This window comes from Microvirga rosea, assembly GCF_020595095.1.
Taxonomy (GTDB): Bacteria; Pseudomonadota; Alphaproteobacteria; order Rhizobiales; family Beijerinckiaceae; genus Microvirga; species Microvirga rosea.
Genome location: NZ_JAJDOP010000014.1, coordinates 1 through 16,835 on the forward strand (window position 1 = coordinate 1; position 16,835 = coordinate 16,835).

Sequence of the window (16,835 nt, forward strand, 5' to 3'; positions counted from 1 at the left end):
GAGATCGATCTGGCCAATGATCTGTGCGCGCGCATGAAGGTGAAGTGCGAGATCGTGGCGCAGGATTGGGACGGCATCATTCCGGCGCTCAACGCCAAGAAGTACGATGCCATCATGGCCGGCATGAACATCACCGACAAGCGCCTCGAGGCCATTGATTTCTCCCGTCCCTACGCCTCCGGCCTCCACGGCTTCGCCACCACGAAGGACTCCCCTCTCGCCAAGCTCGAAGGCACCGGCGAGCGCCTGAACCTCGACAAGAATCCCGACGGCGCCCAAAAGGTCATCGACTCCTGGAAGACCGTGCTGAAGGGCAAGACGGTGGGCGTTCAAGGCTCGACCGTGAATTCTCAGTTCCTTGAAAAATACCTCAAGGACGTGATCGAGATCCGTGAATACAAGACCACCGAACAGCACGACCTCGATCTGGCCGCGGGCCGCGTCGATGCGATCTTCGCCGCTCAGTCCTCCATGAAGGCGACCCTCGATCAGCCGGAATTCAAGAACATGCTGATGGCGGGCGCCGGCGTATCAGGCGGAGTTCTCGGTCGCGGCGTCGCTGTCGGCTTGCGCAAAGGCGATACGGAACTAAAGAACGGCTTCGATGCGGCCATCCAGTCGGCTATTGCGGACGGGACGGTCAAGAAGTTGACCGAGAAGTGGTTCAAGGTCGACATGACGCCGCAAAGCTGATTGCGCCTCATCATTGTCGCATAGCGTCACCCTCCCGAGGGTGACGCACAACAGGAACGATCAAGCGTGCAGCAAGTCAGCTATTTCGAGCTTATTGGGTTTGGCCCCAATGGTTGGGGGTGGTCTCTTCTGATTGCCACGGGCATGACCTTGGCGGTTGCCTTGTGCGGCTTTCTGGCGGGATCCGTTGTCGGAACTCTGGTCGCCTGGGCCAAGCTCTCGCGCAATGTGGCGGCTCGCAGCCTTGCCGACGGCTACACCACCATTCTTCGCGGCATTCCTGATCTTCTCGTCATCTACCTTTTCTATTTCGGCGGCAGCGCGGCATTGAGCGCCATCGGCAGCCTGTTCGGAGCCGAGGGCTTCATCGGTGTCCCGGCGTTCGTCACGGGCGCATTGGCGATCGGCATCGTCTCGGGCGCCTATCAGGCGGAAGTATTTCGCGGGGCCTATCAGGTTGTCGGCCGCGGCGAGATCGAGGCCGCGCGGTCCGTCGGCATGCATCGCTGGCTGATGTTCCGGCGCATTATCGCGCCGCAGGTTCTGCGCTATGCCATCCCCGGTCTCGGCAACACGTGGCAGCTGGTTCTCAAGGAATCGGCGCTGATTTCGGTAACCGGTCTCGTGGAGCTGCTGCGCCAGTCCCACATCGCGGCAGGCTCCACCCGCCGCCCGTTCGACTTCTACATCACGGCAGCGGTGCTTTACCTCGCCATCACGTGGGTCTCCACCTATCTGTTTCAGCGGGCGGAAACCCACTCCATGCGCGGCATGCGGAGGGCTTCCTGATGGATTTCGCCTTCATGCGGGACACGTTCCTGCAACTCATGACCGGCGTTCCGCTGACGCTCAATCTTGCCTTCACGTCCGTTGCCTTCGGCGCCGTGTTTGCCATGCTCCTGGCGCTGATGCGCATGTCCAACGTCCGTGTTCTCGACGGCATTGCCCGAACCTACGTCTTCGTGTTTCGCGGCACGCCCCTTCTGGTGCAGATCTTCCTGATCTATTACGGGCTTGGACAGTTTCGTCCGGTGCTTCAGGAATGGGGTCTTTGGAGCTTTTTCCGCGAACCTTACTGGTGCGCGGTTCTCGCTCTCACGCTAAACACGGCGGCCTATGCCAGCGAGATCTTCCGCGGCGGACTTCAAGCCGTTCCGCACCAACAGGTCGAGGCGGCCCGCGCGTGCGGAATGTCCGGCTTCCTGTTGTTCCGCAGGATCATCTTTCCCATCGCGCTCCGGCAAGCGCTCCCCGCCTATGGCAGCGAGATCATTCTCATGGTCAAGGCGACGTCGCTGGCTTCCATCATCACGATGATGGAGATCACCGGCCTTGCCGCCAAACTCATCTCGCAGACGTTCCGGGCCGTCGAAGTGTTTATCGTCGCCGGTGCGATCTACCTGGTGCTCAACTTCGTGATTACGCGCATCATCATGGCCGTCGAGTGGTGGCTGTCTCCTCACCTGCGGCGTCCTCCTGCCATCGAGCCAAAACTGGAGGCAGCTCATGTCTAATGCGGCCTTCTCGTCCGTTTCAGTATCCCAGGGAGTTTCGCCCGTGTCCTCCACCCCGGCAGTTTCCGTTCAAGATCTGCGCAAGAGCTTTGGGGCGCTTGAGGTTTTAAAGGGGGTGTCTTTGGAGGCTCGGGAAGGCGATGTGATTTCGATCCTCGGCGCTTCCGGCTCAGGCAAGTCCACGATGCTTCGCTGCATCAACATGCTGGAGGTTCCCGACTCCGGAGAAATCAAGATCAGCGGAGAGGCCATTCGCCTCAAGCCGACACGGCGCGGCATGGAGCCCGCCGACCAATCCCAGGTCGACCGTATCCGCTCACGGGTCGCGATGGTGTTCCAGAGCTTCAATCTCTGGTCCCATATGACGATCCTCGAGAACGTGATCGAAGCCCCGGTTCATGTCCAGAAGCGGCCCAAGAGCGAGTGCATTGCGGAAGCCGAGGCCCTGCTTGAAAAAGTAGGCATCTTCGACAAGCGGAACCAGTATCCGTCCCACCTGTCCGGCGGACAGCAGCAACGCGCCGCCATCGCCCGTGCGCTCGCCATGCGCCCGCAGGTCATGCTGTTCGACGAGCCGACCTCGGCTCTCGACCCCGAGCTGGTCGGTGAGGTTCTGCGTGTGATGCGCTCGCTTGCGGAGGAAGGCCGGACCATGCTTGTGGTGACCCACGAGATGGGCTTTGCGCGGGACGTATCGAACCGCGTCATATTCCTCCATCAGGGCATGGTGGAGGAGCAGGGAACGCCCGCAGAAGTGTTCGGCGCACCGAAATCGGAACGCTTCAAGCAATTCATTTCCAGCCATCGCTGATCGGGCGAAAAGCCGGTCCGATCAGCGCCGCTCGATTTGATAGGGCCTTTCCGTGGAAGGAGGCGTCACATCCCCGGGCGTGACGTCCCTATAGCCTGGACGCGGGTAAGCGCCGCCCCAGTCCATGGGCTCGACAGGTCGGAACGCCTTTCCAAGAACGAAGCTGACGGTGGCAGGCACGGTCAGGATCAGGACCGTGACGAGACCCCAAATCAGCACAACGGCGGCAAGGCCGAGATTTCTGAGTGATCCCAGGCCCCACGACAGCCACTCGACGGTCTCAGGGTGATTGGTGACCACATCCGCATGGCGCGCCGCCGTGCTCCCGAAGAGGTCGATAAGGCCATAGGCGCCCCACGCCAGGAGAGACCAGAGACCGACCAGAACGAAGGCAACCAGCCAGACAAATCGCTTCATCGTCAACGCTCACCCATGCGGGTTGCAGTCCCGTCGATCTCGCGAGGACCGCGCTTGGCGATCCCGAGGTGCTCATGGATGATCCGCAGGTTCCGCTGGTTCGCCTTGAAGAAAACGTCGAACACGTCGCCGGCCAGCGGGATCGCTCCGAGAGCCGTATCCAACGCAACGTTGCCGAGCATGCGCGCGATCTTCCACCGTGGCAGGCCGAGCTGATGAGCCTCCCAGACGATGTAGCTCGCCAAGGCCGCCGAAATGGCATCCCCGACCCCAGGCACCAGGCCGATCACCGCATCGAGGCCGACGCGACGATTGAGGCCGGGAATCAGGAAAGCGCTGTCCATGACCTTCGCCACCATGGTGACGCGCGCAATCGCGTCCTCACGGGTAGGACCAGCGGTCTTCACGGCCTCAAAAAAAGCGCTGCGAGCAGCGTTCATCCTTCTTTCTCCTGTCTGCCCGATAGGCAGGTTCACGCACGTTGATGTGTGTATTCCGGCTTCGGGCTACAAGATGGGAGGACAATCGAAATATAGTTTCGGTTCTACAAAGGATAGTTTCAGATCTCGATTGCATTAGAGGAGGATTATGTTCGTTCCCCTTGGGCGTAGTTCAGACAATATTCCAATCTGCTGACTTGCCACGCTCAATTTCAACCTTAGCTTGCTTCCCTGGCAGCGGCAACTTAGCCGTTACATGCTCAATGTCTTGAAACAGACGCAGCGATGCGGCTGACGGTCGCTTACGGTCTGCGCATAACGGGGGCGTACATAGGGAGGACCCTATGAGCACCAGTCGTCAAGGAGCCCTGTCGTTCCAGGGGCTTTTCCGTGCCGGTTGTCTGGTTGGAACCTTGCTTGTTGGAGGGGGTGTTTCAGCCGCCCGTGCCGAGAGCGAGGGCACGACCTTCCCAGATCCTCAATATGCAAGTCTCCCGCCCCCCGAACGAATGAAGGATCCTGCCGCGACCGGAAGCCTGCCCAACGGGGGCACCAAACTGGAAACGATCTCGCCGTTCAGCCGCTCCGTCAACATCGGTGATATCGTGCTGCGAAAAGGCGCTCCGACCGGTTGCCTCCCTTCAACCTTACGGAATGTCGTGGCGGACCTATCGGCGCGGTTCGGGGAGATCAGCGTCGAGTCCACGCACAGGAGTTCCGGACGCAACAGACGTGCGGGAGGAGCTCAACATTCCCTCCACCTTGCATGCCGTGCCGTCGATTTTCGCGTTCATGGCCGGAGCCGAGGGGTGATGGCATATTTACGCTCGCGTCCCGACGTGGGGGGTCTTAAGATCTACCGGAACGGCATCATCCACATCGACAATGGAACGCGCCGAAGTTGGTAGGAGCTCGAAGGTAGAATGGCAAGGCAGCCCGATGCGCATCTCATCGCAACCCGGATCGCTCAGGGACGTGGAAAGGCTGCTGCAGATCTCGTCATTACCGACGTACGCCTGCTCGACCTCGTGACCGGCGCGCTCACGCAGACCGATATCGCCATCTGCGGCGATATGATTGTCGGCACCTATGGACATTATCGAAGCGCCCGCACCATCGATGGTCGCGGGCGCATCGCGGTTCCCGGATTCATTGATACGCATCTCCATGTGGAATCGTCTCTCGTCACGCCTCTGGAGTTCGACCGCTGTGTTCTTCCTCATGGGGTCACGACCGCAATCTGCGATCCCCATGAAATGGCGAATGTTCTCGGCACAGCGGCCTTCGATTACTTTCTCGCCTGCTCGGAACGGATGATCATGGATCTTCGCGTGCAGCTCTCGAGCTGCGTTCCGGCAACGCACCTCGAAACGTCCGGAGCACGCATCGAAGCACCGGATCTTGTCCGTTACCGCCATCACCCCAAGGTGATCGGCCTTGCAGAGTTCATGAATTTCCCCGGAGTGATCGCTGCCGATCCTGCTTGCCTTGAAAAGATCACAGCTTTCGCCGATGGCCATATCGACGGGCACGCCCCTCTTCTTCGCGGCCTCGATCTCAACGGTTATCTCTCCGCGGGCATCCGCACCGACCATGAAACGACGACAGCCGCGGAAGCCCTGGAGAAGATCCGTAAAGGAATGACTATTCTCATTCGGGAAGGATCGGTCTCCAAGGATCTGCATGCGCTGGCCCCCGTGCTCAGCGTCCAGACCTCGCCTTTCCTCGCCCTTTGTACGGATGACAGAAACCCTCTCGACATCGCGGAGGAAGGTCATCTCGACTATATGATCCGAACGTTGATCGGATTGGGATGTGAACCTCTTGCCGCCTATCGCGCCGCTTCTCTCACCGCGGCCCAGGCATTCGGTCTCGGAGATCGGGGGATGATCGCCCCTGGAAAACGCGCAGATATTGTTCTTCTGGATGATCTGGAGGCCTGCGCCGTATCCGATGTGATCAGCGGCGGTCGCCTGGTGAATGACGAACTCTTCAGAAGCAGGAGTTTCGTGGAGCCGATCGGGCGCGGCAGCGTCAAGATCGAGACGATAGGCGCTGACGCCTTTCGTATCCCTGTCTCTGCGGACGACCCTCACATCATCGGTGTCATTCCGGGAAAAATCATAACCGAAAGCCATAGGGCCGCTCTTCCCCATCGCAATGGGTTGATGGAAGTGGATCTGGGGCAGGATATCGTGAAAGTCGCGGTTGTCGCCCGCCACGGCGTCAATCGGAATATCGGCCTCGGATTTGTGAAGGGGTTCGGTCTCAAGCGAGGCGCCATCGCTTCCTCCGTCGGACATGACAGTCACAACATCTGCGTCGTCGGTGCCAGCGACGCCGATATGGCCGTCGCGGTCAATCGACTGCGTGACATCGAGGGCGGGTTTGTCGTCGTGTCGGACGGCATTGTCCGCGCAGAACTCGCTCTGCCCATTGCTGGCCTGATGAGCGACCGCCCCTACGAGGACGTTCGCGATGCCCTGTATCCTCTCAGGCATGCCGCGAAAGATCTTGGCGTGACGCTCCCGGAACCTTTCCTGCAGGTCGCCTTCCTGCCTCTTCCGGTCATTCCCCATCTGAAGATCACCGACTTCGGCATGGTCGATGTCGACCGAATGGCGCTTGTCTCCTGAAATGCGACAAGGATCAGGCACAATGCTCGAAGGTTTTACACATCGTCAGATCACGACGACCGAAGCAGTCATCAACCTCCGCTACGGTGGCGAGGGTCCGCCTGTCCTGCTCCTTCACGGACACCCGCAGACACATGTGATGTGGCATCTCGTGGCGCCGCGCCTCGCGGAGAATTACACGGTCGTTTGTGCCGATCTTCGCGGATACGGCGATAGCTCGAAGCCGCTCACGACGCCTGACCACGAGCCGTATTCCAAACGCGCGATGGCGCGGGATCTTGTGGAGGTCATGCAGATCCTCGGCTTTGAGCGCTTTGCCGTTGTAGGACATGATCGCGGCGGCCGATGCGCCTACCGAATGGCCCTCGACCATCCCCAACGCATTGCCGCCTTGTCCGTACTCGACATCATTCCGACAGCCGAGCATTTTGAGCGTACGGACATGGCTTTCGCCATGGGTTATTGGCACTGGTTCTTTCTTGCGCAACCCTATGATCTTCCAGAAAGGCTGATCGCCGGCGATCCTGAAGCCTTCTATCTTCGCAGGGGCCGCGGCATGTTCGATGAAAGGGCTCTCGCCGAGTACCGCCGCTGCTTCACGGACCCGAACACCATTCATGCCATGTGCGAGGATTATCGGGCCGGCGCCACGATCGACACGCGCCTCGACCAGGAAGACAGGAAATCAGGTCGCCGGATCCAATGTCCCGTGCAGGCGCTTTGGGGAAAAAAGAACGGCCTGGACCGGTGGTACGACGTGCTCGAGGTTTGGCGAGACTGGGCCGATCATGTTGAAGGTCACAGCATCGATTGCGGGCACTATCTCGCAGAGGAAGCTCCGGAAGAAACTCTCGCTGCCCTTGAGGCTTTTCTCTCACGGGCACGGAATGAGCGGAGCCTATAATCTCCCGATCCGAAACGAGAGAGGGAAACGGATCTCGCGGCGGCGATCGGGACTTCCCCATGCACTCCGCAGGTCCGACGCGAATTGCTCGATGGGTTGTCGCCCAAGCACCCTTTCTGCCTCTCGCACGGCAGACCATGTATCGGCGTAGCCGATCAAATCATCGGCACGCCATTCAACGGTGATGGCCATTGCCGGTGTCGAAAGCTCCTCGAAGGGAAAGTCGAAGCTGCGGTAGCCTTCCTCGACATGCCGGCGCTCCGGCGGCCAATATGGTCCGATCACATCCTTGTAAAAGCGCCGGATGACAGGATCGATCTCAGAGTCTGCTTCAATCACCCCATAGGTAATCAGGGCCAGGATAGCGCCCGGCTTGCCGACGCGGCGCGCCTCCTTATAGAAGGCCGGAAGATCAAACCAGTGAGCGGCCTGCGCCACGGTGATGAGATCGACGGACTGGCTTGGAAGGCCGCTCTGTTCGGCCGGGGCGACACGATAGGAAACCCGGTCGTGCTGTACCGCGCTTTCAATCTGCTTCCTGCTTGCATCCGTTGCGATAACCGAGCCGAACCTCTCCGCGAGAAGGACCGAGAGCTGGCCCGTGCCACACCCGACATCGAGTACGGTATCGGTCGTTCGGCAAAGCCCAGCCAGATAATCGACGAGCGCTGCCGGATAAGTCGGCCGGTAGGCGGCGTAGTCGGAAGAGCGCGCAGAGAAATGGTCTTTGAATGTCATGATCAGGATGTCGTGAACGGCGCGATCAAGATGCCGTTTGTTTCAAGGACAGAACGGACCGTGCGAGCCATGGCAACCGCGCTCGGCTCATCGCCGTGAACGCAAATCGTATCGACCGTGATGGGGAGCTTTCTCCCGGACACGGTCGTGACGGCTCCGTCCTGCAGAGTTTGCAGGACACGCTCCGCCGCCGCCTGCGCGTCGTGCAGGACGGATCCCGGCTTCTTCCGGCTCGTGAGAGTGCCGTTGTCCTCATAAGTCCGATCGGCGAAAAACTCTCTGGCGACCGGGATACCAAGCTTTTCCGAAGCACTCTCCATGAGAAGGCCCGGCATGCAGACATTCACAAGTCTCGCATCGACAGCCTTGATGGCCCGGGCAATGGCGAGTGCAAGGTCTTCGTCCTCATTCGCCATGTTATTCAGAGAACCGTGAACCTTCACATATGAGACCCGATGCCCCGCCACTGAAGCGACGGCCTGCATGGCGCCGATCTGGTAGGCGATCATGCGTTCGATATCCGCGGGACTGTCGCCTTTGATGACACGGCGGCCAAAGCCTTGGAGATCGTTGAATCCCGGGTGGGCGCCGATTGCGACCCCTTTGCGCTTTGCCGTTTCCGCGGTCCGAAACATCGTTCCGGGATCGCCGGCGTGAAAGCCGCAGGCGATGTTGGCAGATGACACGATATCGAGCATCGCGTCGTCGTCACCCATGGGCCAGGGTCCAAAGCCCTCACCCATGTCGCAATTGAGATCAACTTTCATAGCCTACACCAGGACTGGCTTTGCGTGCTGCGCGCCAACATTGAAGACACGCTTGTAATGCTCGACTTCCGCTTTGGGGCCCATGGCTTTGGTGGGATTGTCGGAGAGCTTCACCGTCGGGCGGCCATTGGCCGATATGACCTTGCAAACGATCGAGATCGGATCGAGACCGCCTTCCGGAACAAACCCGCGGAAATCATTGGTCAGCAGGGTGCCCCAACCGTAACCGATGCGCATGCGCCCAAGGAAGTGCTGATGGATATGCTTGATCACGTCGACATCGAGACCATCCGAGAAAATCGCGAGCTTGTCCTTCGGGTTCTGGCCGCGCTCCAACCACCAGGCGATTGCTTCCTCGCCGCCCTCGATAGGGTCTTTTGAGTCGACGCGGATACCCGTCCATGCTGCGACCCAACTCGGTGCGTTGTTGAGAAAATTCGTAGTGCCGTAGGTATCCGGCAGAATAATGCGCAGGTTCCCCTCGTAGTCGCTCTGCCAGTCGGCCAAAACCCGGTACGGCGCCATCGCCATATCCTGATCGTTGTCCGCGAGTGCGGTATAAACCATGGGAAGCTCATGGGCGTTGGTTCCCACGGCCTCCACCTCGCGCCGCATGGCGATCAGACAATTCGAGGTGCCGAGGAAAGCTGGACCCAGCCCTTCGATCATGGCCTGCACGCACCAGTCCTGCCACAGAAAGCCGTGCCTGCGGCGAGTTCCGAAATCGGTCACCGAGAGTTCGGGCAGCGTTTTGAGCTGCTGGATTTTCTCCCACACGCGGGTCATGGCGCGAGCATAGAGGACTTGGAGCTCGAACTTGCCCATTCCCTTGAGGACCCCACGGGAACGCAATTCGTTCAGAATTGCCAGTGCCGGGATCTCCCACATGGTGGTCTCGATCCAGGGCCCGTGGAAGGTGAGGACGTACTGCCCATCTTCCTTCTCCAACAGGTATTCCGGGAAGCGGAAAGTCTCCAGCCAATCCATGAATTCCGGCGAGAACATCTGCCGTTTGCCATAGAACGTATTACCGCGAAGCCAAGTCGACTCGCCCCTGGTCAAAGACAAGGACCGAACATGATCGAGCTGCTCGCGAAGCTCCCCCATGTCGATGATGTCCGCCAGCCGGATCCGGGTGGTGCGGTTTTGAATGCCGAAGGTGACTTGGACGTCTCGATGGCGGCGGAAAATCGTCTGGGCCATCAATAATTTATAGAAATCCGTATCGAGAACGGATCGAACGATCGGGTCGATTTTCCACGTGTGATTATAGACCCTTGTCGCGATGTCGACCATCGCCTGCTCCTTGCGGCTTCAGGAAGCCAGGACAATAGCGAAGGCGGACCTTGGATGAAAGGGTCGGCAGGATCGAATGTCGGCTAAGGATAACCCGGCGCGCGGGCCGGAAAACAGGGCCCGAAAGGCCCTGTTTTGCACAATAGTCCGCGATGGATCAGCGGAGATTGACCTTCTCCTGCTCGCCGATATCCGTCGGAGGAGTGCCGGTAATGGCCGCCTTCGCGTATCCGTAGAGATGAACGATCGTCGACGAAGGGCTGTCCCAGTATTCACCCTTGGCCGGATGTACACGCACAAGCGCGATGGATGGGTCATCCTTTCCGTCGGGAAACCACGCGCGCAGTCCTTCGGACCACTTTTGTTCGATCGTGGCCTTGTCCCTGACGATTTCGGCTTTGCCGGACACTGAAACGTAGTTCTGTTTTTCCGGGTTCGCATAGGCGAGATTGACTTCGCTATCGCGCGAGATCTCCGTCATCTTCGGCGACTGGACCTTGGTGAAGAACCACAGATCGCCGTTCTCATCCGCCTCCTGGCTGTACATAGGCCGGCTGTGAAGCGCGCCATCCGTATCGACGGTGGTCATCATGGCTATCTTCATATCCTTGATCATTCCATAGAGCTTCTGGGCATGGGGGTCGTCATGGCCGTGCTGATGCATCGTTATGTCCTCGATCTTGTGGTCAATCATCGGATCTCAAGCCAGTGACACGCAGGTGGCGCATTCGGCGCTGTGCGAGGCATGAAGGATCCGCCCGTCAAGGGGCTGCGGGGACAACGGACAAGGTGGGCTTTGGTTCGGCCCAGCTTAACAACGGCACAGCCTTCAAGAGCCTCTATTGACACTTTACATGGTGGCCAGAACCGTCACACAAGGTCCGACAAAGGAGACTCAATCGTGGCAATCACCCGGGAAGATGTGCTGAGGATTCTCGCGACCGTACCTGTCGATGCGATTGGGACCAACCTGGTGGCCTCCGGACGGCTTTCGGATATCGTGATCGACGAAGCCTCAAGGGTGATGTTCTCGATTTTCGTCGAGCCTTCAGAGGCTCCGGCCCTCGAGCGAGTACGCCAGGCGGCGCAGAACGCGGTTCAGGGACTGCCAGGGGTCAAGGGCGTTTTTGCCACGCTGACGGCGGAACGACCGGCAACCGCGGCGCCCCGCACCGCGCCAACGGGACAGCAACGTCCCGCAACCGGCGCCCAGACCAGAGGGCAACGAATTCCGGGCGTCAGACACGTGATCGCCGTCGCCTCGGGCAAAGGAGGTGTCGGCAAGTCCACGACAGCCTGCAATCTTGCTTTGGCCCTCCAAAGCCTCGGCCTTAAAACAGGCCTTCTCGATGCGGATATCTACGGCCCCTCCATGCCCAAGCTTCTTGGGATCAGCGGCAAGCCCCAAGTGCTCGAAAATCGCGTTCTCGAGCCCATGACGGCCTATGGCCTGAAGGTCATGTCCATCGGCTTCCTCGTCGAGGAAGAAGCCGCCATGATTTGGCGCGGACCGATGGTGATGTCGGCCATCACGCAAATGCTGCGGGAAGTGGCATGGGGTGAACTCGATGTGCTCGTGGTGGACATGCCTCCCGGAACGGGCGACGCCCAGCTTACGATGGCTCAGGCAACCCCCCTGGCTGGAGCCATCATCGTGTCGACCCCTCAGGATCTGGCGTTGATCGACGCACGGCGAGGGGTTTCCATGTTCAAACGCGTCGAGGTCCCGATCCTGGGCATTATCGAGAACATGGCAACCTTCGTGTGCCCACATTGCGGACAAACCTCTCACATCTTCGGGCATGGAGGAGCGCGCATGGAGGCAGAGCGCCTCGGTGTACCCTTCCTGGGTGAGGTCCCGCTGACGATGTCAATTCGGGAGTTGTCCGATGCAGGCCGCCCCGTGGTGGCCGTCGATCCGGACAGCGCCAACGCGGCCATCTATAAGAATATGGCCCGTCAGGTCGCGGATGTCCTCACGAGCGGCGTCGATAAGCGTTCTCCGCCACGCATCATCATCGAGTGAGCCGGAATGGCTCGGCAATTCTCTCATCCGCGCGTCACTGGGCTTATTCTCGCTGGCGGCCGCTCCTTGCGGATGGGAGGAAATGACAAGAGCCTGTTGCTGCTGGACGGAGACCCTCTTCTCAGCCATGTCATCCGGCGACTTGCTCCGCAATGTGACGCTTTGGTTTTGAATGCCAATGGGGACCCCGGTCGCTTCGCGCCGTTCAAGCCTTGTGTGATCTCAGACACCTTGCCGGGTTATCTTGGCCCACTCGCGGGGATTCTCTCAGGACTCGAGTGGACGGCCCTTCACAGGCCAGACATAGACTGGATTGTCAGTGTTCCGGCCGATACCCCGTTTATCCCGAGCAACCTCGTCATGCGTCTCCATGAGGCTCGGCTACGGGCCGGGAGCACCCTGGTGAGAGCGGAGTCGGCGGGCCGTAATCATCATGCAATCGGGCTTTGGCCCGTGAAGCTCAAAACCGATCTCTGCCATGCCCTGGAGCATGAGCACCTGCGCAGCATCCGACAATGGACCGAAAAGTATGATGTTGCCGAGGCGTCCTGGGCCGACACGCCCATCGATCCGTTTTTCAACGTGAATACGCCTGAGGACCTGCTTACGGCACGAGCTTTTTTGGCACGGGAACGCCCACGCCAGGACACTGATGGGAAAGACAACACCTTATGAAGGAACTGGACCTTTCCGGCTTGAAATGCCCTTTGCCTGTTCTGCGGACGAGAAAAGTCCTTCAGCAGTTGGCTTCAGGGTCTCGCCTCAAAGTCACATGCACAGATCCTCTGGCGTCCATTGACCTGCCTAATCTGGTCCGGGAAACGGGCGATACTCTGGAGGAGCAGGAGAGCGACGAGAACCGGTCCGTGTTTGTGATCCGCAAGGCCTGACGTTCAAAGGATTGGCCCGGCTCTTGGCCGGGCCATTCGTCTTCAATCAGTCTTTGTTCCGAAGGGAATCCTTCAGGCCGCCGACCGAGTTCTGAATCTTGCCCTCGGCCTTGTCCATTTTGCCTTCGGTCTCGAGCTTGGTATCGCCCACGGCCTTCCCGAGGCCTTCCTTGAGGCTGCCCTTGACACTCTTGGCGCTGCCTTCAATGCGATCCTTATCCATCGTTCAACTCCGTTTGCTGTACGTGGTTGTGAACGCCCATCGATTGGTAAGGTTTCCAGACACCCGACATTATAGCCGTGCTGGATCATTGGATAATTTCACAACAGACGGTGTTACCTGCAGTAGAGCCCTCCCTTTGCTTCTCGCCTATACATTGTGGTCCGAAGGAAATCTTTGCAAATCCTCCCCGTTCAGGGGGCGACATAGCCAAGCTTCTCAGGTAGCAGGCCGACAATGCTGAAAATGGGTCCCTCGTCACAACGAAGACCTAAAAAGTCGGCCAAGCACTTCTTGAAATTGATGGAATTGAACCATCTGGCGACTATAACGTTATATCTTTAAATTCCCAAAGAGTTCCTTTGTGCCGGACCATCGGATACCTTCCAAAAGGCCAAGTGCGTCTGCCTACCAGAACGGCAACGATGCCGTGAGGCATCTTGATCGTCTGGCCCTGCTCGCGCACCAGCTGGTGACGCCCCTCTCCACGATTTCCGCGCTCGCACAAGGTCTTGTGCGCCGCTCGGAGAGACTCAACCCGCAGGAGGTTCGAGAAAAGGGAGAGAAGATTTGGCAGGCAAGCCGCCGGCTTCATGAGCTGATCGAAACGATCATGTCCTATACACGGGCGAACGCCGGCGCCATTACGCCCACTCCTCGGCCGTTCAATCTGAAATCCGCCGTCCTTCGGATCTGCAACGAGCAGAGGCAACAGCAGCCGAACCGGACGTTTCGCCTGGCGACCGAGGAGCTGCCCGAGCTTTTTATCGGGGACCCTGTGCTGCTTGAGCAGGCCCTGATCATTCTTCTCTCGAACGCGATGAAGTACTCGTCTCTCGATCATCCTATTTCCATTGTCGGAAGTGGCGACGAGAAAGAAGTGAGCATTCGTATCGAGGATGAAGGCATTGGCGTGCCGGAACGGGATTTACCATTCCTGATGCAGCCTTTTTTCCGCGCCCGCAATGCGAAGCACATGCCCGGAACAGGACTCGGGTTAAGTCTTGTCTGGCATATCCTCCAACTGCACGGAGGCACCATCCGGATCGAGAGCGCCGAAGGACAGGGGACGACCATCACGATGGTCCTGCCACGGGGGCAAGGTCTCAACGAAGGAAGCGGTACCTGACCTGATTGCCGATTGTTCCCGATCAGGGCCGGACCAGAATACACCGAAAGTCGTTGACATTGGTCAGCGTCGGCCCTGTGACGACCAATCTGTCCATGGCGGAAAAAGCCGAATACGCATCGTTTCTTGAGAGATGTGCCTCGAGATCGATCCCTTTGTCATGAGCGCTTTTCACAAAGCTCGGGTCGAACCAGGCTCCGGCATTGTCTTCCGAGCCATCGATACCGTCCGTATCGCACGCCATGGCGGAGACCTTTGCCTCGCCCTTCAAGGAAATCGCCAGCGACAGCAGAAACTCCGCATTGCGCCCTCCCCGGCCTTCACCGCGCAGAGTGACAGTCGTTTCGCCTCCCGACAGCAAGACACATGGCGGAGGGAGAGGCTCTCCATGCTCGACAACGGATCGGGCCATACCGGCCATTACTCTGCCGACCTCTCTTGCCTCTCCTTCGATCGCATCGCCAAGGATCAGAGGCGCCAGATGCAGTTCACGGGCTCGTGCAGCCGCTGCATCGAGAGACATCTTGGGTGTCGCCAACATATGAACGACGCCCCTTGTTGTTTCGAGAGCCGTCACATTGGCGCGGATTGCGTTTGCCACCCGCTCCGGCACATCGATGGAATAGCGCCGTAGGATCGACAACGCGGCCTCCGGGTCGCCCCTTTCAGGGACCGTCGGCCCCGAGCCGATACTGCCGGGATCATCTCCAGGAACATCCGATATCAGGTAGGTGACAACGGGGGCCGGACTTGCCGCGGCAGCCAGACGACCTCCCTTGATGGCCGACAGGGCTTTTCGAACCTGGTTCATTTCTCCGATCGGAGCGCCTGACCGCAGGAGCGCACGGTTGATATCCTGCTTGTCGCCCAGGCTTATTCCGTCCGCAGGAAGCGACAGCAGCGCTGACGCGCCTCCGGAGATCAGGCAAATGACGAGATCGTCCGGCCCTGCGGCCTGAGCAAGCGACAGGATGCGTCCGGCAGCATCGAGCCCAGCTTGGTCAGGCACAGGATGAGCGGCTTCGACGATTTCAACCGAGCGGGTCCGCACGCCATGACCATAACGTGTGACCACAAGCCCCTCGCAGGATCCGCCGACGCTACTCCAAGCTTCCTCGAACGCAGCGGCCATTCGAGCCGACGCCTTACCGGCGCCCAAGACAATGGTTCGTCCCTTCGGCCTTTCGGGAAGCCTCCCGGCGAACTTGCCGTCAGGCAGGGCGGCCCGCAGAGCGGCATCGAACAACGTATGGAGTATTTCGGCGTCACTCAGCATGCGCAAGCTCTCACCTCATCAAGGCTTCCGACCTTAGACCAGAAAGAGCGGGATGCGCATCACGTGGCGATAGATCTCACCAGGATAAAGGAAGGCCGAAGGAAAATGCGGCACGTTCGGCGCATTGGGAAAATTCTGGGTCTCAAGAGCGAATCCGGCGTGCTTTCCATAAGGAGCCCCGCCCTTTCCGACAGCTGGCATCGCTTCAAAGTGGTTCGCCGTATAAAGTTGGACACCAGGCTGATTGGTCCAGATCTCCAGTGCTCTTCCCGAGACGCGGTCAAAGGCTCTGGCTGCGCGGCGCAGCGCCCCATCCGCGCCGTTAAGGCAGAAATTATGATCGTAACCGCCCTCAGGGAGCTGCGCACGGTCATCGAAAGCAGCTCCGATAGGCCGTTCCTGGCGGAAATCAAAGGCCGTGCCCGCAACCGGCGCAACGTCTCCGGTGGGGATCTTGCCAGGACCGACGGGCGTATAATGGTCCGCATCAATCTGAAGGAGCTGGTCTTTGACAGAGCCGGATCCATGGCCCGCAAGATTCCAATAGCCATGATAGGCAAGATTGACGACCGTCGGACGATCCGTCGTCGCCTCCATTTCGATATCGAGCGTCCTCTCATCCGACAGACGATAGGTGACGCCGACACTGACTGAACCGGGATAACCTTCATCCCCGTGAGGCCGATGCAAAACGAGTTTTACGGCATGGTTTGCTGAATCAGGCTCAGCGTCCCAGATTCTCTTGCTGAATCCCTTGAACCCTCCATGCAGATGATTGGGCGGCTCGTTCGGTGAGAGCTGACAGGTCTCTCCATCGATCACGAAGCGCGCATCCGCGATGCGGTTTGCATAGCGACCGCATATTGCGCCGGCGGATCCGCGATACCGCAAGTAGGAAGCCAGATCGTCATACCCCAGAACAATGTCCCGAACAGTCCCATTGCGATCCGGCACATGAAGTTCGCTCAGGATCGCGCCATATGTGATGACCCGGGCACGAAGGCTTCCGTTCTGGAGCAGAAATGCCTCGACGCTTTTTCCCTCGATATCACCGAACAGGGATCTTTCGACACTCATG

20 protein-coding genes are annotated in these 16,835 nt (G+C 59.2%); 11 read left to right on the top strand and 9 right to left on the bottom strand.

The features are described 5' to 3' along the window. From LJD17_RS21000 to LJD17_RS21015, 4 genes are all read left to right on the top strand, one after another. Positions 1-693, top strand: a 693-nt coding sequence (locus tag LJD17_RS21000) for a transporter substrate-binding domain-containing protein (protein ID WP_227386156.1), incomplete at its 5' end; no start/stop codon positions are given. A 66-nt stretch (positions 694-759) separates the two neighbouring features. Continuing rightward, positions 760-1,482, top strand: coding sequence for an ABC transporter permease (locus tag LJD17_RS21005; RefSeq protein WP_227386157.1), 723 nt, complete (start codon positions 760-762; stop codon positions 1,480-1,482). Next, complete coding sequence (locus LJD17_RS21010; RefSeq protein WP_227386158.1) at positions 1,482-2,207, top strand: ABC transporter permease; 726 nt, start codon at positions 1,482-1,484, stop codon at positions 2,205-2,207. Before LJD17_RS21005 ends, LJD17_RS21010 begins: the two co-directional genes overlap by 1 nt. Continuing rightward, positions 2,200-3,018, top strand: a complete 819-nt coding sequence (locus tag LJD17_RS21015; protein WP_227386159.1) for an ABC transporter ATP-binding protein — start codon at positions 2,200-2,202, stop codon at positions 3,016-3,018. The genes LJD17_RS21010 and LJD17_RS21015 overlap by 8 nt, the downstream gene beginning before the upstream one ends. A 21-nt stretch (positions 3,019-3,039) precedes the next feature. Here LJD17_RS21015 and LJD17_RS21020 read toward each other — a convergent pair whose 3' ends face one another. Together LJD17_RS21020 and LJD17_RS21025 are read right to left on the bottom strand one after the other, a co-directional pair. Then, positions 3,040-3,435, bottom strand: coding sequence for a hypothetical protein (locus LJD17_RS21020; protein ID WP_227386160.1), 396 nt, complete (start codon positions 3,433-3,435; stop codon positions 3,040-3,042). 2 nt (positions 3,436-3,437) lie between these two features. Beyond that, positions 3,438-3,875, bottom strand: coding sequence for a DUF4112 domain-containing protein (locus tag LJD17_RS21025; protein WP_227386161.1), 438 nt, complete (start codon positions 3,873-3,875; stop codon positions 3,438-3,440). Positions 3,876-4,219: 344 nt separating this feature from the next. Here LJD17_RS21025 and LJD17_RS21030 point away from each other — a divergent pair, with 344 nt between their 5' ends. Genes LJD17_RS21030 through LJD17_RS21040 form a run of 3 tightly spaced genes read left to right on the top strand, consistent with a single transcriptional unit; the run spans position 4,220 to position 7,415 of the window. Further along, a complete protein-coding gene (locus LJD17_RS21030) occupies positions 4,220-4,783 on the top strand; it encodes a YcbK family protein (protein WP_227386162.1) in 564 nt (187 codons plus the stop codon). A gap of 15 nt (positions 4,784-4,798) precedes the next feature. Next, positions 4,799-6,511 carry an adenine deaminase gene (gene ade, locus LJD17_RS21035; RefSeq protein WP_227386163.1) on the top strand — a complete coding sequence of 571 codons (1,713 nt, stop codon included), beginning with the start codon at positions 4,799-4,801 and terminating at the stop codon, positions 6,509-6,511. A 22-nt stretch (positions 6,512-6,533) separates the two neighbouring features. Continuing rightward, positions 6,534-7,415: an alpha/beta fold hydrolase gene (locus tag LJD17_RS21040; RefSeq protein ID WP_227386164.1), complete on the top strand. Its 882-nt coding sequence runs from the start codon at positions 6,534-6,536 to the stop codon at positions 7,413-7,415. Here the strand turns inward: LJD17_RS21040 and LJD17_RS21045 are convergent. From LJD17_RS21045 to LJD17_RS21060, 4 genes are all read right to left on the bottom strand, one after another. Then, entirely contained in the window at positions 7,410-8,153 is a 744-nt protein-coding gene (locus LJD17_RS21045) for a class I SAM-dependent methyltransferase (protein WP_227386165.1), read from the bottom strand. The genes LJD17_RS21040 and LJD17_RS21045 overlap by 6 nt on opposite strands. Positions 8,154-8,155: 2 nt before the next feature. After that, entirely contained in the window at positions 8,156-8,920 is a 765-nt protein-coding gene (locus LJD17_RS21050; protein WP_227386166.1) for a LamB/YcsF family protein, read from the bottom strand. Between the two features lie 3 nt (positions 8,921-8,923). Continuing rightward, positions 8,924-10,216, bottom strand: coding sequence for a nicotinate phosphoribosyltransferase (pncB, locus tag LJD17_RS21055; protein WP_227386167.1), 1,293 nt, complete (start codon positions 10,214-10,216; stop codon positions 8,924-8,926). 157 nt (positions 10,217-10,373) lie between these two features. After that, complete coding sequence (locus LJD17_RS21060) at positions 10,374-10,880, bottom strand: pyridoxamine 5'-phosphate oxidase family protein (protein WP_406600861.1); 507 nt, start codon at positions 10,878-10,880, stop codon at positions 10,374-10,376. Between the two features lie 237 nt (positions 10,881-11,117). On the opposite strand from LJD17_RS21060, the gene LJD17_RS21065 reads away from it, so the two are divergent. Genes LJD17_RS21065 through LJD17_RS21075 form a run of 3 tightly spaced genes read left to right on the top strand, consistent with a single transcriptional unit; the run spans position 11,118 to position 13,132 of the window. Continuing rightward, complete coding sequence (locus LJD17_RS21065) at positions 11,118-12,242, top strand: Mrp/NBP35 family ATP-binding protein (RefSeq protein WP_227386169.1); 1,125 nt, start codon at positions 11,118-11,120, stop codon at positions 12,240-12,242. Between the two features lie 6 nt (positions 12,243-12,248). After that, the gene (gene mobA / locus LJD17_RS21070) at positions 12,249-12,917 is read left to right on the top strand and encodes a molybdenum cofactor guanylyltransferase MobA (RefSeq protein ID WP_227386170.1); all 669 of its coding nucleotides are present in this window, start codon (positions 12,249-12,251) and stop codon (positions 12,915-12,917) included. After that, positions 12,914-13,132, top strand: coding sequence for a sulfurtransferase TusA family protein (locus LJD17_RS21075; protein WP_227386171.1), 219 nt, complete (start codon positions 12,914-12,916; stop codon positions 13,130-13,132). The genes mobA and LJD17_RS21075 overlap by 4 nt, the downstream gene beginning before the upstream one ends. Positions 13,133-13,178: 46 nt before the next feature. Here LJD17_RS21075 and LJD17_RS21080 read toward each other — a convergent pair whose 3' ends face one another. Next, the gene (locus tag LJD17_RS21080) at positions 13,179-13,355 is read right to left on the bottom strand and encodes a CsbD family protein (RefSeq protein WP_227386172.1); all 177 of its coding nucleotides are present in this window, start codon (positions 13,353-13,355) and stop codon (positions 13,179-13,181) included. 427 nt (positions 13,356-13,782) lie between these two features. Here LJD17_RS21080 and LJD17_RS21085 point away from each other — a divergent pair, with 427 nt between their 5' ends. Continuing rightward, complete coding sequence (locus tag LJD17_RS21085) at positions 13,783-14,481, top strand: sensor histidine kinase (RefSeq protein WP_227386173.1); 699 nt, start codon at positions 13,783-13,785, stop codon at positions 14,479-14,481. A 22-nt stretch (positions 14,482-14,503) separates the two neighbouring features. Here the strand turns inward: LJD17_RS21085 and LJD17_RS21090 are convergent, their stop codons facing one another. Both LJD17_RS21090 and LJD17_RS21095 read right to left on the bottom strand, forming a co-directional pair. After that, positions 14,504-15,757 (bottom strand): glycerate kinase type-2 family protein, encoded by a 1,254-nt coding sequence (locus tag LJD17_RS21090; RefSeq protein ID WP_227386174.1) that lies wholly within the window; start codon positions 15,755-15,757, stop codon positions 14,504-14,506. Positions 15,758-15,790: 33 nt separating this feature from the next. Then, positions 15,791-16,834, bottom strand: a complete 1,044-nt coding sequence (locus LJD17_RS21095; RefSeq protein ID WP_227386175.1) for an aldose epimerase family protein — start codon at positions 16,832-16,834, stop codon at positions 15,791-15,793. Position 16,835 lies beyond the last annotated feature (1 nt).